Genomic DNA, 22,535 nt, shown 5'->3' on the forward strand with positions numbered 1-22,535 from the left:
TCGCCGATATAAGAAAACGGAGCGCCATGCTCCGTTTTTTTTAGAACCTGAACGCCTGGGTCGCTCGATCCAGTTCGCCGCCCAGGCGCAGCATCTGCGCACTTTGTTCCCGCCCACGGCTGATATGGCTCAGGTTGGTATCGCCCAGTTGGTGGATGCGTTCGCTGTGTCCACGTATCTCGCCCGCCGCTTCACCCTGCTGTGCGGTGGCCTGGGCAATCTGCTCGGCCATGCGGCTGATGGTTGCGATCGTCGAGACGATTTCATCGAGTGCCTGATCGGCACTCTGCGCAAGATTCGCCGTGCTTTCGGCATGCTCGACCTGGCTACGCATCGCCTCGACTGACTGGCGCGCCGCTTGCTGTAGACGACCGATCAATTGCTGGATCTCCTCGGTGGCACCGCTGGTGCGCTGTGCCAGTGAGCGAACCTCATCGGCGACCACCGCGAACCCGCGGCCATGACCGCCGGCACGCGCGGCTTCGATGGCCGCGTTGAGGGCTAGCAGATTGGTCTGTTCAGCAATGGCGCGGATCACCGTCAGTACGTTGCCGATGGTGGTGGTCTCGTCGGCCAGGCGTTCGATGGCTATGGCGTTGTCCTGCACTTCGCTGACCAGCCCGTGCAGGCCGGCCAGGCTCTGGCCTATTACCTGCTGGCCGTGATGCACCGCGCGCGCTGCGGCGCGACTCGCCTCGGCGGCTTCTCCGGCGCCATCGGCCACCTGCTGGATGGTCGCTTCCAGTTCGCCCAGCGAATCGCGAATCTGTGCCGTATCGCCGGTCTGGCGCTGGGCGCCATCATGCAGGTCACTGCTCATCTCATCGAGGCTGCGGCTGCTGACGGCAACCTGAGTGGCCTGTTGGCGCAAGGTCCCGACCAGTTGCAGCAAATAGCTGCGCAGGCGGTTCAGCGAGCTTTCGATATCGGCTATCTCGGGAATCTTCGACGCGATACGCGCATCGCTTGTGAAATCTCCCTCAGCCCATGCCGAGAGCGCGGGTACCAGTTGGGAAAGTGCGCGGGTGAGCTGACGCTGCAGGCGGTCAATGGTCAGGGCAATGAGCAGAATCAGGACGATGATGCCGCCCTGCAACAGGCGCACCTCAGCCTGAATGCGGCCATGTTCGGCTCGCACCGCCGGCTCCAGCTCTGCCAGTGCCTGTTGCACGGCGTTGATCTTGCGAGCGCTGCTTTCCAGCAGCTCGTTGCGTTGGCGGATCAACTGGCGTGTGCGCTGCAGTTCGGCGGGATAGCGCTTGATCAGGCTGGAAAGCTCGCGTTTCAGAGCAATGCCTTTGTCTTCGCTGGCCTGGTTTGCGGCATCTCCCAGATCTAGCAGAGCTGCAAAATTGCTGGCGGCGGACTTCTCGGCTGCGACGACCCCAAGGAGGGGCAAGCCGTCGATCTTCGCTGCACTCTGTTCGAGCTGGTGCAACGCCTGTTCAACTTCGCTGGCGAGTTCGTCCCGGCCGGAAGCTACCAGTTTTCCCCGCGCATGACTGAGTCGTAGCAGCCGCTGCCCTGTGATGAACAGCGGCTGCTGGTAATGCTGGGCAGCGGGGTGGTTGGACTCGGCCCGGTAGTCGTCGAGTTGCGCTAGCGCCCCGGCCATTTCGCGTTCTGCCTGCAGGAGCAGGCCCTGAGGATCTCCCGCCAGTTTGCCGGCTGCGAGCAAGTCATTTGCGCTGAACAGGATCAGATCGTCCAGGCTCGGACGCAGTCGATCGACCAGCCCATGGGGCAGTTCGGTTATCTCGCCTTGCAGATCGGCAAGTACCTGCTGCGCCAGGCTATGGCGCAGCGCATCGCCGCTGGCGAGATAGCCGCGGATGTTCTCGGCGGCCTGGTGCTGAAACTGCTGGGACAGGCCTAGGTAATGCGCCATGAGCAGGTAGGGACGTTCCATGGCGCGCTCGGACCACCAGAGGGTGGCACCGAGCGCCAGACAGACCGCGACGAGCAGTAACGTATTGAGAGTTGTGAACGACTTCAGGCGCATGCTCGCCTCGCAGGACAGATCAGGAGGCCTGCAAGGTATGGCAGTTTGATGTCATTGGCGTTACAGCGAGCGGGCCTGCAGTGATGGGCCGGCTAGACAGCGTGGGTAGCCGGCTTGTCCAGGCCGTGGAGTTGAGCGGTTGCGGATCAGTAGCGCTCAACGCGGTTGCGGCCGCCGTGCTTGGCCCGGTACAGCGCCTCGTCGGCTTGCTGGGTGAGCGTCTTGACCTCGGCGTCGTCTGACAGCTCGGTGATGCCGCAGCTGAAGGTGCAGCTCAGGTCGTGTGGTTGAGCGGGGAAGTGAATCTCCGCGAAGCGCTGACGGATTTCATCGAGAACCTTACAGGCCGCGTCCGCCGGCGTATCAGGCAGCACCACGGCGAACTCTTCCCCGCCGTAGCGGCCGATGTGGTCGGTCTTGCGCAGGCGCTGTTTCAGAAACAGTGCCAGGCTCTTGATAACCCGGTCGCCCATGGGGTGGCCGAAGGTGTCGTTGACCCGCTTGAAGTGGTCGATATCCAGCATGGCGAAGCTCAGCGGGCTGTTGTCGCGACGCGCACGGAAGCGCGAGTCCTCGAGCAGTTGCAGGCTGTGGGTGTGGTTGTAGAGGCCGGTCAGGCTGTCTCGCACGATGCGTGCCTTGAGGCTTCTGGCGCGGGTGGCGCGGGTGCGCACGGTGGCGATCAGGTGGCTGGGCTTGATTGGCTTGGTGAGGAAGTCGTCGCCGCCTTCGCCCATGGCGTCGAGCTGCTTGTCCAGGTCGTCTTCGGCAGAAAGGTAGATGATCGGCACGCTGACGTAACGCTCATGCTGGCGGATCACCTTGGCCAGTTCGGTGCCCAGGCACTCGGGCATGTACATGTCGAGGATGATCAGATCCGGTTGGAACTCGGCCAGCGCGCCGATGGCCTGGATCGGCTCTATCAGCGTCTGGGTGACGATGCCGGCGTTGTTCAATACCCGCTCGGTATGGGTGGCCTGGGCCCGGGAGTCATCGACGATCAGTACGCGGATCGGTTCGTAGTGCGCCGTTCGCGTGAATATCTCGATCTTCTCCAGCAGACTGCTGGCATCCAGGGTGCCGGTAAAGAACTCCAGACCACCGGCCCGTACCGCCGCCAGTCGGGTCGGGGTGTCGGTTTCGGCGTGACTGAAGAACAGCATCGGCAACTTCGGTTCCAAGCCCTGTTGCACCTGTTCAGCCAGGCGTAGCCCTTCGCCGGGTCCGTTGAAATCCACTTCCATGACGATCGCAGCGGGGTGGCGTCGATGCATGGCGGTGCGGAAGGCGGCAACGCTACTGAATGCCTGAGCAGACATGCTGAAAAAATCGAGCTGCCGCACCAGGTGCTCGGCGCGTTCCTGATCTTGCAGCGCGATGTACACCGGTTTGCTTAGCGGCGGCAGGAATGACTGATTGTGCGGATCGCTGTGGCGCAGGCCGGTCCGCGCGAGGCGGTAGATCAGCTGGCTGAGGGTGGAAATGGTGCTGCTGGAAAGACGGCCGCGATTGTCGCGGATATCGCTCAGGCAGTCTTCGATGTTCAGCGCCAGTTCGCTGTGCTCGGTCTGCTCGAAGCGGTCGGCGAAGCGTCGAAGTCGGGTCGTCGCTTCGGTAAGCGCTGCGTGGTAACTCTCGTTCCATTCATTGCGCTGTAGCTGTTGCCAGACTTCCAGCACTTCCCGTGCCTGGTGGATGACCCGCTGGGCAAAATGCTGTTTTAGCTCTTCCTGATCCGACATCGCGTTTTTTCCTGGTGCGCCAGGTGCACTGCCCTGGTGCTTTAATGGCGGCATGCTATCACTGCCGGTACGCTTTGGAAGCTTGCCTCGCGGTAGTGGTTCTCAATTTGACACTGAGCAGCCTGGGGGCCCTGCGTTATAGTAAGGGCATGTCGCCGCAACGTCTCTGGCATGCTGCGGTCGAACTCCTGAACCCGAGAAGGACACATTGCCCATGTTGGACTGGAAGAATCGCTTCGCCCGTCGCGGCCGCTCGAATGGCTCTGCTGGGGCGACCGGCAATGGGACAGGCAGCCCGCTTCTGCTGATTCTTGCCGGCCTTCTGGGTGCATACCTGCTGGTTACGCTGATACTCGGCTGGTACTGGAGCAGCGAGCCGGACCTGTTCCCAGTACAGCAGCATACTCGTCAGGCCGCCGAAGCTTCACAGCGACAGCTGGTCAGCGGGTATACGACGGTGGAAACCCTCAAGCGCGTTGCCAGTACGCTGTTGGATAAACCAGGCGGCTACCTGAGCAACGATATCGCACCTCCGGGGCTCTGGCTGGACAACATGCCGAGCTGGGAATACGGCGTGCTGGTGCAGGTTCGTGACCTGTCGCGTGCGCTGCGCAAAGACTTTGCCCGCTCACAGTCGCAGTCCACGGAAGATATTGACCTGGCCAAGGCCGAGCCATTGTTCAACTTCGACAACCGCAGTTGGGCACTGCCAGCGTCAGAGTCCGAATATCGCAATGCTATCCGCGGTCTGGATCGCTATCTGGCCCGTCTCAGCGATCCCGAGCCCAAGGCGCTGTTCTATACCCGCGCGGATAACCTGAATAACTGGCTTGGTGACGCCGCCACCCGGCTGGGTTCGCTGTCGCAGCGCTTGTCCGCCAGCGTAGGTCGGGTTCGCCTGGACATTGATATCGCACCTGAACAAGAGCGGGCGGGTCTCGTTCCACAGGTCAAGGAGCAAGTCGTAGAGACGCCTTGGATGCAGATCGACAATGTCTTTTTCGAGGCGCGTGGCCAGGCCTGGGCGCTGTCCCATCTGCTACGTGCGATCGAGGTGGATTTCGCCGATGTGCTGGCAAAAAAGAACGCGACGGTCAGCGTCCGTCAGATCATTCGTGAACTGGAGGCTGCGCAGGAGCCGCTTTGGAGCCCGATGGTGCTGAACGGCAGTGGTTACGGCGTGCTGGCCAATCACTCGCTGGTGATGGCCAACTACATATCGCGTGCCAACGCGGCGATCATTGATTTGCGCAATCTGCTGTCGCAGGGCTAGCCGAGCCGGTGCTTTGTTGGCGACGAGCACTAGCCCGTCGCTCAGTCCAGGCCGAGCTTTTTCAGTCGATAGCGCATCGAGCGGAAGGTCAGGCCGAGCCGCTGGGCCGCTGCTGTGCGGTTCCAGCGAGTCTCTTCGAGCGCCTGCATGATCAACTTACGTTCGATCTCTTCCAGGTGATCCTCCAGATTGTCGATCTGCGCCAGACTGGCTTCACCGTTTTCCGACAGACCAGGGCAATCGGCAAGTCGCAAGTCTCCCGCTTTGATCTCGTCGCCATCGCAGAGCGTATAGGCGCGCTCAAGCATATTCTCCAGTTCGCGCACGTTCCCAGGGAAACGGTAGTTCTCCAGCTTGGTCAAGGCCTCCGGATGCAGGCGAGCGACGCTGTCGCCACACTCCTGAGCCAGGCGACGGAGCATGGCGTCGGCGAGAAGGCCAATGTCCTCGCGGCGCTCGCGTAGTGGTGGTACGCGCAATTCGATGACGTTCAGTCGGTAGTACAGATCCTGACGGAAGCGACCCGCCGCAACCTCGGCGGCCAGATCCTTGTGCGTCGCGCAGAGGATGCGGACGTCAACCATCACTTCTTGCGCGCCGCCCACCGCTCGGACCGCCTTCTCCTGAATGGCACGCAGCAGCTTGACCTGCATCGGTAGCGGCAGATCGGCTACCTCGTCGAGAAACAGCGTGCCGCCGTTGGCTGCCTGAAACAGACCTGGCTTGTCTTCGATGGCGCCACTGAAGCTGCCTTTCTTATGGCCGAAAAACTCACTCTCCATCAGCTCGGAAGGGATTGCGCCGCAGTTGACCGGCACGAAGGGCTTTTCATTACGCGGGCCTTGTTCATGGATCAGGCGGGACACAAGCTCCTTCCCGCTTCCGGACTCGCCGCTGATATAGACCGGTGCCTGGCTACGAGCTAGCTTTCCGATCTGCTTGCGCAGCACCTTCATCGGCGGTGAGCTTCCCAGCAGGCGGCTGTCCACCGGCACTTCCGCGGCCGGAGCACGCAGACGCAATGCAGTACTGACCAGCTCGCGCAGACGATTGAGGTCCACGGGCTTGGTGAGGAAGTCGAATGCGCCGGCCTTGAGCGCGCCGATCGCCGTGTCCAGGCTTCCGTAAGCGGTGATCATGGCAACGGGCAGTTGCGGATGCTGCTGCTGGATGTACTGCACGAGCTCCAGACCGCTGCCATCGGGCAGGCGCATGTCGGTCAGACACAGGTCATAGTGCTCTCGGGCCAGGCATTCGCGCGCTTCCTTGAGGTTGCGCGCGCTGCGCGTATCGAGCTTCATGCGGCCGAGGGTGATTTCCAGCAGCTCGCGGATATCAGGCTCGTCGTCGATGATCAGTGCTTTCTGGCGCGCGGTCATGGTCTTGCTCTTGATTCGTGATGCGATGTGTTGCCGGCGAAGCGGCTGGAGAGCATCTTAACTCCGCCAGAGCCCGCCGTGGCTGTCGCTTTGGTCGATGTGTGATGTGTTGCCGGCAACCGCTCGGCGAGACTCAGCTCAGCTTGCGCGGGTGGGCAAAGACGATGCGGAAGCAGCTGCCACCTTCGCTGCGCTCGCGGTAATCCAGGCGCGCCTGATTGCTCTCGCACAGCTCGCGCGAGATATACAGGCCCAATCCGGTGCCCTTGCTTTCAGTGGTAAAAAAGGGCTCGAACAGGTTATGCAGCTGCTCGGCGGCGATACCCGGGCCGTCGTCGAGTACTTCGACGACTGGCAGATCGCTGCTCTCCTCGCGGAACAGGCGCAGCCAGACTTGCGCACGCTCGTGTTGCTGGCCGCTGTAGCGCAGGCCGTTCTGCACCAGATTCGTAAGCACCTGGGTCAGTTGGTTGGGGTCCATGCGGGTTTGCAGCGAGCTGCCGATGGTTTCCAGGTGCACGGTTTGTTGCGCGCTGAGTCCTTGGCGGTACTCGCTCACGAAACGGTGCAGCCAGTACTTGAGGTCAAGCAGTTGCGGCTCGGACTGGCGTCGTCGCGAGAGTTGCAGAACGTTCTCGATCACCAGATTCATCCGTCGTGAATGATCCTGAATGATTTGCGCCAGGCGTCGGTCGGGGCCGTCCAGCTCTTCGGACTCATGCAACAGTTGCGCGGCATGGCTGATCGCGCCCAGCGGGTTGCGGATCTCGTGGGCGATGCTGGCGGTCAGTCGACCAAGGGAGGCGAGTTTGAGCTGTTGCGCCTTCTGCGCGATCTGCGATATGTCCTCAAGAAACACCAGCGTATCGAGCTTGTTACCGTGTTGCAGCGCAGCGAAACTCGGCTGCAGCGTTGGGCCGTCCGCCGTTGCCTTGAGATTGTGCGGGCGCAAGGTTGGATTGCCACGCCATTGCTGCAGGGCCTTGAGCAGTTCCGGGCAGCGCGGGGCAAGGCGTTCGCCAGTCAGCGATTCCTGACCGAGCAGCTGCAACGCGCCCTGGTTGGCAAGCAGCACGCGTTCCTGGGGGTCCAGGACCATGATGCCGGTGCGCATGCGCTGAAGAATCAGCGCGTTGAGGGCTTCGAGGTTGGCAACCTCTTCAGCACGCTGGCGGGCCAGCGTCTCACTGACCTGCAGGCGTCGGGTCAGTCCTTGCACGAGAAACGCCGCGGCAAAGCAAAGCGTGCCGAGCGCGCCGGACTGTACGTACTGGCTACTGGCTTCGGGGCGGCTGATGCTGAGGTAGAAAGTCAGATAGATCAGCCCCGTCGCCGCCACTGCCGCGATGAAGAAGCCCACCTTGCCTCGCAACAAGATGTTGGCGATGGCGACGGCGACGATCAGCAGGTTGCCGATTCCGCTCGGTGTGCCACCGCCGAAATAGAACAATCCCGACAGCAGAATCACGTCCATCAACGCGAGGCCAAGCACGGGCAGATCGCGCTCCGGGCTCTGAACCAGCACGGCGACAAGTATGTTGACTATCAGGTAGAGCCAGGCGCCGTACTGAAACAGCTGCGGATTGCTCATCTGCAGCAGGTCGTTGTGCAGGTCGCTGCTTATCAGCAGGACCAGCGCCAGACCGATGGTCAGGCGATAAAGGTGATACAGGCGAAGGATCCGCCGTCCCTGGTCGCCAAAGAACGTGAGATTTTCAGAGCCCACCAGCGTTGCTGTCCTGCTCCAGGTGAGCGCGGCTGCAATACCAGCGGTCCTGCGACTGCAGGGCCTGATCCTGTGGTACGTGCACGCCGCACTGGGCACAGCGGACCATCGGCAGGGTGGTCTGTTGAGGCTTTGCGGCCTTCTTTTGCGACAGGCGGCGCCAGAGCCAGAACGCGGCGGCAATCAGCGCGACCCAGAACAACAGTCGAATCAGACCCATATCGATTCCTTCCCATTAAGCGTGGCGACCGACGGAGCGGTCGAGCCGGGGCCTGTCCTGGCCCTAGGTAGCGCAGGCGCCGCGCATGTACTTGTCGCTCCGGCGCCGGCTCAGTGCATCAGTCGAACAGACCGAACGTCAGGCGGCTCCACCAAGAGCGCTTCTGCTCCTGCTGCTCCACGTCCCTTAGCACCGGACGCAGCTCTTCAGGCAGGTCGCGCGAGGCATTTTCATACTGGCGCAGTACGTCGCGGTTGGCGCGGGAGGTGTCCGGGCGCGGTGCTTCGCTTTCGATGAAGCCGAGGGTGGCCTTGCTCAGCCAGCTGCGGTTGTCATCTTCGCGCTCGACAGGCGTGAACTTGCCGCCTTCCAGGGTCGCATGATCCGGGTAGTTGAGCTGCAGGGTCTTCAGGCTGGTTTCGGCCAGGTCATCGAGGCTGAGGCGCTGATAGGCCTCGGTCATTACCGCCAGGCCGTCGGCCACGGCGGGCGTGCCCTGGAAGTTTTCCACCACGTAGCGGCCGCGGTTGGCAGCGGCGACATATGCCTGACGCTTGAGGTAGTAGTGGGCGACGTGGATCTCGTTGGCCGCCAGCAGGTTGCGCAGGTAGATCATGCGCGCCTTGGCATCCGGCGAGTAACGGCTGTTGGGATAGCGACTGGTGAGCTGGGCGAACTCATTGAACGAGTCGCGAGCGGCGCCCGGGTCGCGCTTGGTCATGTCCAGCGGCAGGAAGCGGGCAAGCAGGCCGCGATCCTGATCGAACGAGGCCAGTCCCTTGAGGTAATAGGCGTAGTCGACGTTGGGGTGTTGCGGATGTAGACGAATGAAACGCTCTGCCGACGAGCGCGCGGCTTCTGGCTCGACGTTGCGGTAGTAGGCGTAGATCAGCTCCAGCTGCGCCTGCTCGGCGAAGCGACCGAACGGGTAGCGCGACTCCAGAGCCTTGAGCTTGCTGATGGCACTGGTGTAGCTCTTGTTGTCCAGGTCGGCCTGTGCTTGCTGGTAAAGCTCGACTTCGCCCAGGTTCTCGTCGACGGTTTCGTTAGATGAACAGGCGGCGGTAAGGGCGAGAATGGCGATCAGCAGCAGGTGTTTCACTTGCATGGCGGCTTGCGTCCCTGTGACGGCTGGCTGTCTCGCGCGGAGCCGTCCTGTTATGATGAGCGCCCCGGTGCGCCGGGACAAAGACGCCGTATTTAAACACAAGCGTGTAGCCGAAACCAAAGGCCGCTCCGCCATCTGCGGTCCCCTAGGTGCTTCCATTACCAATGGACGCTGCCTGCCTCTCTCAGACGAACCTATCTCGCCGTATGTCCACGACTTCCACACAGGCCATCCAACTCCGTGCCGAGGTGCCGTTTGACCTTGGCGGGCAACGTCTCGATCAGGTCGCGGCCCAGCTCTTTTCAGAACACTCGCGCTCGCGCCTCTCCGCCTGGATCAAGGATGGTCTGCTGACCGTCGATGGCGCCGTGCTGCGCCCCCGTGACACCGTGCATGCGGGCGCCGTGCTCGAATTGAGTGCCGAGCAGCAGGCGCAGGGCGAGTGGGTGGCCCAGGACATTCCGCTCGAGATCGTCTATGAGGACGATCAGATCCTGGTGATCGACAAGCCAGCCGGACTGGTTGTGCACCCTGCGGCCGGCCATGCCGACGGCACGCTGCTCAATGCGCTGCTGCACCATGTCCCTGGCCTGATCAACGTGCCGCGTGCCGGCATCGTCCACCGCCTGGACAAGGACACCACGGGTCTGATGGTCGTCGCCAAGACACTGCAGGCGCAAACCCGTCTGGTCGAGCAGCTGCAGGCGCGTAGTGTCAGCCGTATTTACGAGGCCATCGTAATCGGCGTGATCATCACGGGCGGCACCGTGGATGCGCCGATCGGCCGTCACGGCCAGCAGCGTCAACGTATGGCGGTGGTGGAGGGCGGCAAGCCGGCGGTCAGCCACTACCGCGTGCTGGAACGCTTCCGCTCGCATACGCACGTTCGGGTCAAGCTGGAAACCGGGCGTACCCACCAGATTCGCGTGCATATGACCCATTTGGGTTATCCGCTGGTCGGCGATCCGCTCTATAGCGGGCGTTTCCGTATCCCACCAGCGGCCAATCCGACCATGGTGCAAACCCTGCGTGAGTTTCCTCGGCAGGCGCTGCATGCGCGCTTTCTCGAACTGGATCATCCGGTGACGGGCGAGCGAATGAAATGGGAGTCGCCGCTTCCGGACGACTTCGTCTGGCTCCTGGCGCTGCTGCAACAGGACCGCGAGGCCTTCGTCGGGTGAACACCCGCGGTGCGGACTGGCTCGTGCCCGAGTGGCCCGCCCCGGCGGGTGTCCGCGCCTGTGTGACCACGCGTCTAGGTGGCATCAGTACCCCGCCGTTCGATGGCCTCAACCTGGGCGATCATGTCGGTGATGATCCGGCGGCAGTGGCCTGGAATCGACAACATCTACAGGACGCGCTCGGCTGTCAGCCCGCCTGGCTGGCGCAGGTGCATTCGAGCGTGGCAACACGTGCGACGCCAAGAACCTGCGTGACCGCCGATGCCAGCTGGAGCGAGACTCCTGGCCAGGCCTGTGCGGTGCTGACGGCCGACTGTCTGCCGGTGTTGTTCTGTGATCGCGCCGCGACACGCGTCGCTGCTGCTCATGCCGGCTGGCGAGGGCTGGCCGGTGGCATTCTCGAGGCGACACTCGAGGCGTTGGCGATTCCTTCCGGCGAGGTCCTCGCCTGGTTGGGGCCGGCGATCGGGCCGGCGGCATTCGAAGTCGGTCCTGAGGTGCGCGACGCATTCGTGGCGCAGCATCCGGCGGCTGTCGTCGCTTTCGTGCCGAGCCGTAATGACGGGCGCTTCATGGCTGATCTCTATCAGCTGGCGCGTATCCGCTTGGCAGCTGTTGGCGTTCATGCGGTCTACGGCGGTGGGCTGTGCACCTTCAGTGATCAGCGTTTCTATTCCTACCGTCGTGCTTCTCGCACGGGCCGCTTCGCCACGCTGATCTGGCTGGACCGATAGCATTCGCACCTTCCGTGCTGCCAGGTCAGGCAGTGACTCTGCCGTCTTGGCATGACCTGCATCAATTTCGTCCGCCTTGAATCTCCAACAATCATCCTCATCTATGCTGCATCTCGCGGGTTCTTGTATGGCGCGGTTCATTGTGCCGGCCCGCTTTACTTGAGGATGAACTTCCATGCGTATCGATCGACTGACCAGCAAGCTTCAGCTTGCACTTTCCGATGCCCAATCCATTGCCGTCGGCCTTGATCACCCGTCCATTGAGCCGCTGCACCTTATGCAGGCCCTCCTTGAGCAGCAGGGTGGCTCAATCAAGCCATTGCTGATGCAGGTCGGCTTCGACCTTGCTGCGCTGCGTCAGGCCTTGACCAAGGAGCTCGACCAGCTGCCCAAGCTGCAGAATCCTACCGGCGACATGAACCTGTCGCAGGATCTTGCGCGTTTGCTCAATCAGGCTGATCGCCTCGCGCAGCAGAAGGGCGACCAATACATTTCCAGCGAACTGGTGCTGCTTGCCGCACTCGATAGCAATACCCGCCTGGGTAAGTTGCTGCTGGCCCAGGGCGTCAGTAAGAAGGCGCTGGAGAACGCCATCAGCAACCTGCGCGGTGGCGATGCCGTCAACGACCCCAATGCCGAGGAATCACGGCAGGCGCTCGACAAGTACACCGTCGACATGACCAAGCGCGCCGAGGACGGCAAGCTCGACCCGGTGATCGGTCGCGACGATGAGATCCGGCGCACCATTCAGGTCCTGCAGCGGCGCACCAAGAACAATCCCGTACTGATCGGCGAGCCGGGTGTCGGCAAGACGGCCATCGTCGAGGGGCTGGCCCAGCGCATCGTCAATGGTGAAGTCCCCGATGGGCTCAAGGACAAGCGTCTGCTTGCCCTGGACATGGGCTCGCTGATTGCTGGTGCCAAGTTCCGCGGCGAGTTCGAAGAGCGTTTGAAGGCCGTGCTGAACGAGCTATCCAAGCAGGAAGGGCGCGTCATTCTGTTCATCGATGAGCTGCATACCATGGTCGGCGCAGGCAAGGCCGAAGGCGCCATGGATGCCGGCAACATGCTCAAGCCGGCCCTGGCACGCGGCGAGCTGCATTGTGTTGGTGCTACCACGCTGGACGAGTACCGCCAGTACATCGAGAAGGATGCCGCTCTGGAGCGACGCTTCCAGAAGATTCAGGTGGACGAGCCGAGCGAGGAGGACACCATTGCCATCCTCCGTGGCCTGAAAGAGCGTTACGAGGTGCACCATGGGGTGACCATCACCGATGGGGCGATCATCGCGGCGGCCAAGCTGAGCCACCGCTATATCACTGACCGGCAGCTGCCGGACAAGGCCATCGACCTGATTGATGAGGCAGGTAGTCGGATCCGCATGGAAATCGACTCCAAGCCGGAAGAGCTCGATCGCCTGGATCGCCGCCTGATCCAACTGAAGATTGAGCGCGAGGCGCTTAAGAAAGAGGACGACGAGGCCACCAAGAAGCGCTTGGCCAAGCTGGAAGACGACATCGCCAAGCTGGAGCGGGAGTACGCCGATCTGGACGAGATCTGGAAGTCGGAGAAAGCCGAGGTGCAGGGCTCGGCGCAGATCCAGCAGAAGATCGAGCAGGCCAAGGCTGAGCTCGAGGCGTCGCGGCGCAAGGGCGATCTGGCGCGCATGGCCGAGCTGCAGTACGGCATCATTCCGGATCTCGAGCGCAGCCTGGAGATGGTTGCTCAGCATGGCAAGAAAGAGAACCAGCTGCTGCGTAACAAGGTGACTGACGAGGAAATTGCCGAGGTGGTTTCCAAGTGGACCGGTATTCCGGTGTCGAAGATGCTCGAAGGCGAGCGTGACAAGCTGCTACGCATGGAAGACATGCTGCATACCCGCGTTATCGGTCAGCATGAGGCGGTCGTAGCGGTTTCCAACGCTGTGCGCCGCTCGCGTGCAGGGCTGGCCGATCCGAACCGGCCAAGTGGCTCGTTCCTCTTCCTTGGTCCGACCGGGGTCGGTAAGACCGAGCTGTGCAAGGCGCTGGCCGAGTTTCTCTTCGATACCGAGGAGGCGATGATCCGCATCGACATGTCCGAGTTCATGGAGAAACACTCTGTTGCCCGTCTTATCGGTGCGCCGCCGGGCTACGTCGGCTACGAGGAGGGCGGTTACCTGACCGAAGCGGTCCGCCGCAAACCCTACTCGGTGGTGCTGATGGATGAGGTGGAGAAAGCCCATCCGGACGTATTCAACGTGCTGTTGCAGGTGCTTGAGGACGGTCGCTTGACCGATAGCCATGGCCGCACGGTGGACTTCAAGAACACCGTGATTGTAATGACCTCGAACCTGGGGTCGGCACAGATTCAGGAGCTGGTTGGCGACCCGGATGCGCAGCGGGCTGCGGTGATGGATGCGGTGGCTCATCATTTCCGGCCGGAGTTCATCAACCGCATCGACGAAGTGGTCGTGTTCGATCCGCTCGGTCGCGAGCAGATCACCGGTATCGCCGACATTCAGTTGGGCCGCCTGCGCAAGCGCCTGGCCGAACGCGAGCTGAGTCTGGAGCTCAGTCAGGAGGCGATGGACAAGCTGGTCGCTGTCGGCTACGACCCCGTCTATGGTGCGCGACCGCTCAAGCGTGCAATCCAGCGCTGGATCGAGAACCCGCTGGCGCAGCAGATACTCTCCGGCCAGTTCGCGCCGGGCAGCGGCGTCAAGGCGCGGGTCGATGGCGAACAGATCGTTTTCGATTGAGTGAGTCGGTTACCTGCAGGGCGCAGTGTGCCCTGCAGGTAACGCTTGACGGCACCGTGTTTTCGACGGCGCTGTAGGGTGAATGCAAAGTGTTGTAAAGAATCGCATTTTTAGGGTTGACAGGCGGGCCGGGAACCGTAAAATGGCGCGCCTCTGAGGCGGTAACTTAACGCTGAAGAGCTGGAATTGTAGTTGTTCCGCGATAGCTCAGTTGGTAGAGCAAATGACTGTTAATCATTGGGTCCCAGGTTCGAGTCCTGGTCGCGGAGCCAAATTCCAATCGGGGTATAGCGCAGTCCGGTAGCGCGCCTGCTTTGGGAGCAGGATGTCGGGAGTTCGAATCCCCCTACCCCGACCATTTTTGGGTCGTTAGCTCAGTTGGTAGAGCAGTTGGCTTTTAACCAATTGGTCGTAGGTTCGAATCCTACACGACCCACCATACGAGCTTCTCTGGAAGCATGAAAAGCTGGATATCTTCACGGATATCCAGCTTTTTTTTGCCCGCGATTTAGCGCCTGTTGCAGGCGCACCCGAAGGTGCGCCGCTTCGACATTAGTGAAGTTTCAGGCGGGGCTCGGTGGAGCGGCTCAACTTGTCGCCGAGCATCATCAGCAGCGTACGAGGCACGCCGTACAGGGCGATCTGGTGCATGCGGTAAAGGGAGATGTAGAACATCCGCGCCAGCCAGCCTTCGAGCATGACGTTGCCGGTCAGGTTGCCCATAAGGTTGCCGACCGCCGAGAAGCTCGACAGCGAAATCAGTGAGCCGTAATCCTTGTAGCGATAGGTTGGCAGCGGCTTGCCTTCTAGCCGGTTGCGAATCGAACGAGCCAGCATGGAGGCTTGCTGATGCGCTGCCTGCGCGCGGGGCGGGACGTTGCGGTCGCTGTCCGGCTGGGGGCATGCGGCACAGTCGCCAAACGCGAAGATGTTGTCGTCGCGTGTGGTCTGTAGTGTCGGGTGCACAATCAGCTGGTTGATGCGATTGGTTTCCAGGCCGTCGAGCTCGTGGAGGAAGGCTGGAGCCTTGATTCCGGCAGCCCACACCTTGAGGCTGGCCGGGACGAATTCGCCCTGCTTGGTGTGCAGGCCTTCGGCGGTCACTTCGCTTACCGCGGCGCCTGTCAGGACTGTGACGCCCAGATCCAGCAGCGTCTGGTGCACCGGTTGGCTGATTCGCTCGGGTAGTGCTGGCAGCACCTTTGGGCCAGCCTCTATGAGGGTGATGTTCACATCCTCAGGCTTGATGCCGTCCAGACCATAGGCGGCCAGTTCCTTGGCGGCATGCAGTAGCTCGGCAGCAAGTTCAACGCCGGTAGCGCCTGCGCCGACGATGGCCATGCTGATGTCGCTTGGCGCGGCTTCGCCGGCGTGGGCGCGCATGTAATGGCTAAGCAGCTGCCGATGAAAGCGCTCGGCCTGCTCACGGGTGTCGAGGAAGATGCAGTGCTCGGCGGCGCCCAGGGTGCCGAAATCGTTGGTCGTGCTGCCGACCGCGATTACCAGGGTGTCGTAATTCAGTGCGCGCGAAGGCACCAGTTCCACGCCGAACTCATCGCGAGTGGCGTTCAGTCGAATGCACTTGTTGGTCCGATCCAGGCCGGCCATGCGGCCCATCTGAAACTCGAAATGATTCCACTTGGCCTGGGCGACATAGTTGAGCTCGTCGGCGGACGAGTTCAGCGAGCCTGCGGCGACTTCGTGCAGCAGCGGCTTCCAAATATGCGTGAGGTTGGCATCGACAAGCGTGACCCGGGCTCTACCACGCTTGCCGAGAGTTCTGCCCAGGCGGGTAGCAAGCTCCAGACCGCCGGCGCCACCGCCGACGATTACGATTCGATGTGACATGGGAATGACTCATAGCTGCAAGGAAATCTGGCGGCGGGACTGGGCGAGCGGGGCTCAAAGCACCAGGCGGCTCAAGAGGCGGCTCAAAAGCCCGAGGCCGAGAACCACGGCCAACACGACGAGCAGCAGGATCCACGGGCGAAACGGCTGGCGCTCGACCTGGTGCTGTGGTGCGCGGAGGTATTCATCGACGCGCTGCTGGTCTTCGGGGTTCAGGCGGCTGGGCATAGGCACCTCGAATGCAATGCAGGCATTCTAGCTGTGCAGGGTCAAAAGCCAAGCGCGAAGTGCGGCGCATTGCCGCGTGGTGAGGAATGGACATGCTGAATGGCATGCCCATTGGTGGGTCAGGCGTTCTTCAGCTTGCGCAGATTGCCTATCACCGACTCCAGGGCGCGGTCGAACAGCAGGGTGTCGTTGAGCAGTCGTATGGCCCCACGCTGGAACTCGGTCGCCAGGCCCATGCGGGTCTTTTCCAGGACTTTCATGCCGGTGCGGTTGACGAAAATGTACTTGCCAGTGGGCTTGATCACTGCAGCCAGCTTGCAGCGCAGCTTGTGTTCTTCGTCTTCCTGGAACTCGACCCAGCTGCCGACTCGCAGGTTGTCGACCTGAATCAGCGCTTCGTCGTTGTCCGGCAGGCTGATCTCTGGCTCCTGCTCGCGGCTTTCGCCAGGGGCGAGCAACACGATCTCGTCTACCACTTCGACCATTGCTGGCGCCGCTTCGGCGGTACCTGGCTGTGCGGAGGAGGCGTCATCTGTGGTGGCCTCCCCAGGCCGGGTCGACGCTTGCTGGAAGCGCTGCAGGGTCTGGACGTGGAGTGCTTCGAGCTGGGTAAAGAAATCTCCAGTGGAGAACGGGTCGAAGGCCGCGCTGACCAGGCCGTCGCGCAGTGCTTTAAGCAGGCTCGGGACCAGTTCCAGCAGGCGCGCGCGCGACGCTTCATCCTCATGCGGCGTAACGCTCCACACCAGGTCATCCATGGTGTCGAGCGCAGCCTGCCATTCTTCGGACTGAGTGCCATGTTTAAGGCATGTCAGTAGCAGAACCTTGCTCCAGGCTTCCTGTAGCAGGCGCACCACGACTTCCGGTAGCGTCTTGCCAAACAGGCGCTGGTTCAGTGCGTGTTCTACTTCCTGGCGGGCAATTTCAGCCTTGGCGCGGCCTTCTTCGGCGTCGCGGGTGCGCTGTTCGAGTAGCTCGCTGCGGCGGCGCTCGTCACCGGTGAAGGCCAGAAAGTCAGCCAGCAGCTCGGAGAAAATGGCGGGGTCGTCAACGAAGTCGTTGAGCAGGCGCGCCACGATCTGCTCGATCTTCTGGTACAGGCTGTCGCGCTGTGCCTCATCCTGATCGCCCCAGCCCATCGATGCGGATGCAATCTCGTTGAGGAGTCGTCGAGCGGGATGGCTTCCGCGGCTGAAGAAGGTCTTGTCCAGTACAGCAACCTTGAGCAGCGGAATCTGCAGTCTGCCAATCAGCGCCTTGAGCGAATCCGGCAGGGTGCGATCGTCGAGGATGAACTCGAACAGCATGGAGACGAGGTTGATTACGTCGTCATCAATCTCGCCGACCACACGCGACTTGCCTGTTTTCGCGCTGACCCGACTCAACAGGCTGGCCAGTTGTTCCTGAAGATCGAAATCATCGACCGTCTGCGGTGCGCGTGTCTGCATGTGTGACAGCAAGCGAAGCAGATCGCCGCTGGATATCGGTATGGCGTCGCTCGGAATACTGCGAGCCGGGAGCGCGCTGCTGCCGCGAAGATCAGAGAGCAAGTTGTGCAGGGCACTGAACGCGGCTTCCTGCAGTCCTTCATCGGCGTAGATTGGCTGGCCGGCCGGTGCTGGCGGCGTGTGGCTGGCAGCCGGGGCGCCAGGGCGCTGCTGGCGGCGCGGCGGTGCCGACTGGAGTTCAGGCAGGATGCCGGCCGCTACCAGGGTCTGGTTGGCTTCGGCATACAACTGGTCGAGATCGCCAAGGACATATTTCTCGAAGAGCTTGAAGATGATCAGCTTGACCTTGATGTCCACGCCAAGGCTGCTACTGGCTTCAATGAAGTAGTCGCAGAGTGCGTGCGGTCCGAGCGGGTTGGTCTTGTCGTCGAGCTTCTTGCTGATCAGGGCGTTCATGCGCGTGGTCAGGTGGCCCAGCGGCTGCGCGGCGCGGCTCATCACCTTGGCGACCATCGTGTCGATGGCGACCGACTCTTCCAGTTCGTCGTTCTGTACCAGAGAAAGGCTATCGAACGAGACGTTATCCAGCGCAGGAGGCTTGCCGATCTCGTACTGATTGAGCTTTGAGAATGCTTCGAACAGTTGCTGCAGGAAACCGCGTTCGATATTGCGGCGCTTCATGCGCAGATCACGCATGGCTTCGAAGAATGCGTTCTGTTCGACGTTGCTGGTCGCGCGATCGGCAATTTCGAAGAGCGAGTCGTCGGCGTTGTCGAATAGCGACTGCAGAGCCTGGCGCAACTGTTGAGCGGTCTTGTCGCGCACACTGATGAGCGCCACTGGCAGGCGGCCTGCTGGTGAAGACGGCTTGTGCTCAGGGGCGGCCTTGTTCAGGTGCACCACTTTCGCATCGGTTCGCATCGAGACTCTCCTGCGGTCGCCTGCTTAGGCGGTCACAACGCCAGATGTAAGCAGCGTCTTATATAGGTAACCAAGTCGGCAGGGCAAGGCGGAAGGCACCGGGCGAGCCCGCAATCGTGTGCGGGATTCTTCTATCGAACCGGAACCAGGCGCAGCATAGCCGAGCGCTTTGGTTTTTCAACGACGCCTCGTCAGCCCAGGCTCGTCATTCAGGTGGCGTCAATATTCTTGGAAGCATTATAAGCATCCGGCTCGGGCGCCAAGCTCAGTTTTTTATTGGACATGACCTGGCTCACAGATACTCGCAGGTTTTCCGCCAGGAGGTAAAAAAAGCGCGCTGATTGCCCGGGCCGTCTCTGCATGTTGGCGCTGCCTCGGTCGAATTCAGCCTTTATACTCGCCGCAATCTTGAGGAGTCAGTCATGCCGAATCTTACCCTTGCCGATCTAACTGCCGAAATCGAGGCCAACGTGCGCCGAGCGCTAACCGAAGATGTCGGTAGCGGCGACATCACCGCGCAATTGATTCCAGCCGAGCGCTTGGCTCACGCCTCGGTCATTACCCGCGAGGCGGCAGTAGTGAGCGGTACCGCTTGGGTTGACGCTGTGTTCAGGCAGGTCGACCCGCGCGTCGCGGTCCATTGGCAGGTTGCAGATGGCGACTGGGTCGAAGCCGATCGGGTGTTGTTCCATCTCGAGGGCCCTGCGCGCGCATTGCTCACTGGCGAGCGCAGCGCTTTGAACTTCCTGCAGATGCTCTCCGGAGTGGCGACGCGCTGCAGGCAGTATGCCGATATGGTCAAAGGCACTGGCGTGCGCTTGCTCGATACGCGCAAGACGATCCCTGGCCTGCGTCTGGCGCAGAAGTATGCGGTCACCTGCGGTGGCTGCCATAACCATCGGATCGGTCTTCACGACGCCTTCCTGATCAAAGAAAACCACATTGCCGCTTGCGGCGGTATCGCCGAGGCGGTTGCCGCTGCGCAACGCATCGCGCCGGGCAAGCCGGTGGAGATAGAAGTGGAGAGTCTGGATGAGCTCGAGCAGGCGCTGCGAGCTGGCGCCGATATCGTCATGCTGGATGAGCTCAGTCTGGACGACATGCGCACTGCGGTCGCGATTACTGCAGGCCGGGCCAAACTGGAGGCGTCGGGCGGCATCAGCGATGAGACGCTGCGCAGCGTGGCGGAAACAGGCGTGGATTACATCTCCATCGGCGCGCTGACCAAGCATGTGCGTGCCGTGGATCTGTCGATGCGGTTGCGTCAGTAGGCGGGGCGCATTGCGGTGCCTGGCGCAGCAACTGCGCCAGGCGAGGCGGTCATTGGCGGCTCTTCAGGCCGAAGTTTTCGTGCAGTGTGCCAGGGGTGTCGTCGCCTTTCGGCGCGTAGTCCTTGGGCGGCTCGGTGAACGCAGGCGATGACAGGCGCTCGCGGGTGCCATGGTTTTCCTCGCTGTGCAAGGTTGCCATCAGGCGCTGGCGGGTCTGCTCGTCGAGCGCAAGGCGATTGGCGCCGTCGGACAGGTGATCCTGAATGTCCTGATAGTTGTTGGTCAGTTTGCGTAGCAGGCTGGCCGTGGTGTTGAAGTGAGTAACTACCTCACTCTGATAGGTGTCGAAGCGCTCTTGCAGGTCATCGACCTGACTCTGTGTACGGTTGGGTGCGCTGTTGCGCGCCACCAGGTAACCGATGGCGATGCCGGCGATCAGGCCGACGATCGGGAGCAACCAGGTCGCGAGGGTCTGTTCCACGAGTCCTTCCTCTATATAAACGGCTGTGCTTACGTTAACGTCTCGTACCTGCTCTGTATACCGCAACGCGAGGCGGCGGTTGTTGGCAGCTAGTTAGCAAGACGAGTCGACTCGTCCCAAGGTCACGGAGTTCCTGCTTTGTTGAAACGTGAAACCCCTCTCTCTCTCGACGGCCCCTGCGGGGCGCTGGAAGCCTTGTACTTCGATCAACCGCAGGCTGTTGGACTGGCGCTGATCTGTCATCCGAACCCGGTCAAGGGCGGCACCATGCTGAACAAGGTCGTATCGACCCTGCAGCGCACTGCGCGGGATGCTGGCTACAGCACGCTGCGCTTCAACTATCGCGGCGTGGGCGCCAGTGCCGGTGCCCACGATATGGTCGAGGGCGAGGTGGATGATGCCGAGGCCGTGTTGCGCTGGCTACGGCAGCAGCATCCCGACCTGCCATTGACGTTGTTGGGGTTCTCGTTCGGTGGCTTCGTCGCTGCTAGTCTGGCGTCGCGCCTGAAAGCCGAAGGTCAGAAAGTGCAACGTCTGCTGATGGTGGCGCCGGCCGTTACACGGCTTGACGCGCTGGTGTTGGCCGATGATTGCCAACTGACCGTCATCCAGCCGGAGCAGGACGAGGTGATCGATGCCGAGTCGGTGTATGCCTTTTCCGCCGCGCTGCAGCACCCCCACGAGCTGCTGAAAGTGGCAGAATGCGGCCACTTTTTTCACGGCAAGCTGGTTGAGCTGAAAGCGCTGGTCGCACCACGCCTCTAGCCGCTGCTTTCGTTCTTCAGTGCGCAACGATCGAGATACAGCTGAATGACTACCCGAATCCTTACCGGTATCACGACCACCGGCACACCGCACCTGGGCAACTACGCCGGTGCGATTCGCCCGGCGGTCCGCGCAAGCCGTGACGCGGCTGCCGATTCTTTCTATTTTCTGGCCGACTACCACGCGCTGATCAAGTGCGACGACCCGCTGCGCATTCAGCGTTCGCGCCTGGAGATTGCCGCGACCTGGCTGGCTTGTGGCCTCGATGCCGAGCGCGTGACCTTCTATCGTCAGTCCGATGTTCCGGAAATTCCCGAGTTGACTTGGCTGCTTACCTGCGTCACCGCCAAGGGCCTGCTCAACCGCGCGCATGCTTACAAGGCCTCGGTGGACAAGAACGTCGAGAACGGCGAGGACCCGGATGCTGGCGTAACCATGGGGCTTTACAGCTATCCAGTACTGATGGCAGCGGACATCCTCATGTTCAACGCACACAAGGTGCCGGTTGGCCGCGATCAGATTCAGCACGTGGAAATGGCACGTGACATCGCCCAGCGCTTCAACCACCTGTTCGGTCAGGGACGTGAGTTCTTCACCTTGCCGGAAGCGGTGATCGAGGAGGGCGTCGCGACGTTGCCCGGCCTCGATGGGCGCAAGATGTCGAAGAGTTACGACAATACGATTCCTCTATTCGGTAGCGCCAAAGAGCTGAAGGCGGCAATCGCACGCATCGTCACCGACTCGCGGCTGCCGGGCGAGCCTAAAGATCCGGACAGCTCGCACCTGTTCACGCTGTACCAGGCATTCGCCACCGCGCAGCAGCAGGCCGATTTCCGCCAGGAGCTGGTCGGCGGGCTGGCCTGGGGCGATGCCAAGCAACGTCTGTTCGAGCTGCTCGACAACGAGCTGGGCGAGGCGCGTGAGCTGTATCACCAGCTCATCACCAAGCCCGCCGAGCTGGAGGACATCCTCCAGGCGGGCGCTGCCAAAGCGCGCCGGATCGCCACGCCCTTCCTCAGCGAGCTGCGTGAGGCAGTCGGGCTGCGCAACTTCCGCAGTGAACTGAATAGCGCAGCGCCAGCCAAGAAGAAGTCGAGCAAGGTCGCGCGCTTCGCCAGCTTCCGCGAGCCCGACGGTGCCTTCCGCTTCCGGTTCTTCGCGGCCGATGGCGAAGAATTGCTGCTGTCCCGTCCGTTGAGCAATCCGAAGGCGATCGGCAGCTTGACCCAGCGGCTGATCGCCGGCGGACCGGATGCGCTGGAACTTCGCGAGGACGAAGGCGATCAATTCACTCTGTGGCTGGACGACGAATGCGTCGCCGACAGCCCGCACTACGCGAGCGCCGAGGCGCTCGATGCGGCCATGCTGCGGGTGCGCGAAGCGCTGGCCACACTGGTCGAGTAAGGCGCTGCTGCCAAGGCGGAACGCACCGACTGGCTGCGTTCCGCTGCCTCGCGACGATCTCCAT

Annotated in this window: 17 protein-coding genes and 3 tRNA genes; 10 read left to right on the top strand and 10 right to left on the bottom strand. The window is 61.8% G+C overall.

The window, feature by feature from the left end; all coding sequences use genetic code 11:
* Positions 1-40 precede the first annotated feature (40 nt).
* Positions 41-2,002 (bottom strand): methyl-accepting chemotaxis protein, encoded by a 1,962-nt coding sequence (locus SM130_RS03050; protein ID WP_102824355.1) that lies wholly within the window; start codon positions 2,000-2,002, stop codon positions 41-43.
* Positions 2,003-2,148: 146 nt separating this feature from the next.
* On the bottom strand, positions 2,149-3,744 hold the full coding sequence (locus SM130_RS03055; protein ID WP_102824356.1) for a response regulator: 1,596 nt from the start codon (positions 3,742-3,744) through the stop codon (positions 2,149-2,151).
* A gap of 214 nt (positions 3,745-3,958) precedes the next feature.
* On the opposite strand from SM130_RS03055, the gene SM130_RS03060 reads away from it, so the two are divergent.
* The gene (locus SM130_RS03060; RefSeq protein ID WP_102824357.1) at positions 3,959-5,017 is read left to right on the top strand and encodes a DUF2333 family protein; all 1,059 of its coding nucleotides are present in this window, start codon (positions 3,959-3,961) and stop codon (positions 5,015-5,017) included.
* Positions 5,018-5,058: 41 nt separating this feature from the next.
* Here the strand turns inward: SM130_RS03060 and SM130_RS03065 are convergent, their stop codons facing one another.
* From SM130_RS03065 to SM130_RS03080, 4 genes are all read right to left on the bottom strand, one after another.
* Positions 5,059-6,396: a sigma-54-dependent transcriptional regulator gene (locus tag SM130_RS03065; protein ID WP_102824358.1), complete on the bottom strand. Its 1,338-nt coding sequence runs from the start codon at positions 6,394-6,396 to the stop codon at positions 5,059-5,061.
* A 133-nt stretch (positions 6,397-6,529) separates the two neighbouring features.
* A complete protein-coding gene (locus tag SM130_RS03070) occupies positions 6,530-8,122 on the bottom strand; it encodes a sensor histidine kinase (RefSeq protein ID WP_102824359.1) in 1,593 nt (530 codons plus the stop codon).
* Complete coding sequence (locus tag SM130_RS03075) at positions 8,112-8,342, bottom strand: PP0621 family protein (RefSeq protein WP_102824360.1); 231 nt, start codon at positions 8,340-8,342, stop codon at positions 8,112-8,114. The genes SM130_RS03070 and SM130_RS03075 overlap by 11 nt, the downstream gene beginning before the upstream one ends.
* A gap of 118 nt (positions 8,343-8,460) precedes the next feature.
* Entirely contained in the window at positions 8,461-9,450 is a 990-nt protein-coding gene (locus SM130_RS03080; RefSeq protein WP_102824361.1) for an outer membrane protein assembly factor BamD, read from the bottom strand.
* A 206-nt stretch (positions 9,451-9,656) separates the two neighbouring features.
* Between SM130_RS03080 and rluD the strand changes: the two genes are divergently transcribed.
* The 6 genes from rluD (at position 9,657) to SM130_RS03110 (ending at position 14,544) form a co-directional block, all read left to right on the top strand.
* Positions 9,657-10,631 (top strand): 23S rRNA pseudouridine(1911/1915/1917) synthase RluD, encoded by a 975-nt coding sequence (gene rluD / locus SM130_RS03085; RefSeq protein WP_102824362.1) that lies wholly within the window; start codon positions 9,657-9,659, stop codon positions 10,629-10,631.
* Positions 10,628-11,365 carry a peptidoglycan editing factor PgeF gene (gene pgeF, locus SM130_RS03090; protein ID WP_256044870.1) on the top strand — a complete coding sequence of 246 codons (738 nt, stop codon included), beginning with the start codon at positions 10,628-10,630 and terminating at the stop codon, positions 11,363-11,365. The genes rluD and pgeF overlap by 4 nt, the downstream gene beginning before the upstream one ends.
* A gap of 175 nt (positions 11,366-11,540) precedes the next feature.
* A complete protein-coding gene (clpB, locus tag SM130_RS03095; RefSeq protein ID WP_102824364.1) occupies positions 11,541-14,105 on the top strand; it encodes an ATP-dependent chaperone ClpB in 2,565 nt (854 codons plus the stop codon).
* A gap of 196 nt (positions 14,106-14,301) precedes the next feature.
* Positions 14,302-14,377 (top strand) — tRNA-Asn (locus SM130_RS03100).
* Between the two features lie 9 nt (positions 14,378-14,386).
* Positions 14,387-14,463 (top strand) — tRNA-Pro (locus SM130_RS03105).
* A gap of 5 nt (positions 14,464-14,468) precedes the next feature.
* Positions 14,469-14,544: transfer RNA gene (locus SM130_RS03110), tRNA-Lys, on the top strand.
* A 113-nt stretch (positions 14,545-14,657) separates the two neighbouring features.
* Here SM130_RS03110 and SM130_RS03115 read toward each other — a convergent pair.
* The 3 genes from SM130_RS03115 to SM130_RS03125 form a co-directional block, all read right to left on the bottom strand.
* Positions 14,658-15,953: an NAD(P)/FAD-dependent oxidoreductase gene (locus SM130_RS03115; protein ID WP_102824365.1), complete on the bottom strand. Its 1,296-nt coding sequence runs from the start codon at positions 15,951-15,953 to the stop codon at positions 14,658-14,660.
* Between the two features lie 54 nt (positions 15,954-16,007).
* Positions 16,008-16,181 (bottom strand): DUF3094 family protein, encoded by a 174-nt coding sequence (locus SM130_RS03120; RefSeq protein WP_102824366.1) that lies wholly within the window; start codon positions 16,179-16,181, stop codon positions 16,008-16,010.
* Positions 16,182-16,300: 119 nt separating this feature from the next.
* Positions 16,301-18,550, bottom strand: coding sequence for a DUF1631 domain-containing protein (locus SM130_RS03125; RefSeq protein ID WP_102824367.1), 2,250 nt, complete (start codon positions 18,548-18,550; stop codon positions 16,301-16,303).
* Between the two features lie 422 nt (positions 18,551-18,972).
* Between SM130_RS03125 and nadC the strand changes: the two genes are divergently transcribed.
* Positions 18,973-19,821 (top strand): carboxylating nicotinate-nucleotide diphosphorylase, encoded by an 849-nt coding sequence (gene nadC, locus SM130_RS03130; protein ID WP_102824368.1) that lies wholly within the window; start codon positions 18,973-18,975, stop codon positions 19,819-19,821.
* 49 nt (positions 19,822-19,870) lie between these two features.
* Here the strand turns inward: nadC and SM130_RS03135 are convergent, their stop codons facing one another.
* Entirely contained in the window at positions 19,871-20,302 is a 432-nt protein-coding gene (locus SM130_RS03135; RefSeq protein WP_102824369.1) for a YhcB family protein, read from the bottom strand.
* A gap of 138 nt (positions 20,303-20,440) precedes the next feature.
* Here SM130_RS03135 and SM130_RS03140 point away from each other — a divergent pair, with 138 nt between their 5' ends.
* Both SM130_RS03140 and SM130_RS03145 read left to right on the top strand, forming a co-directional pair.
* Positions 20,441-21,067, top strand: a complete 627-nt coding sequence (locus SM130_RS03140; RefSeq protein ID WP_102824370.1) for an alpha/beta hydrolase — start codon at positions 20,441-20,443, stop codon at positions 21,065-21,067.
* A gap of 45 nt (positions 21,068-21,112) precedes the next feature.
* Positions 21,113-22,471 (top strand): tryptophan--tRNA ligase, encoded by a 1,359-nt coding sequence (locus tag SM130_RS03145; protein ID WP_102824371.1) that lies wholly within the window; start codon positions 21,113-21,115, stop codon positions 22,469-22,471.
* The last annotated feature ends 64 nt before the right edge of the window (positions 22,472-22,535 follow it).

The organism is Stutzerimonas stutzeri (assembly GCF_038561965.1).
GTDB classification, from domain to species: Bacteria; Pseudomonadota; Gammaproteobacteria; order Pseudomonadales; family Pseudomonadaceae; genus Stutzerimonas; species Stutzerimonas stutzeri_AA.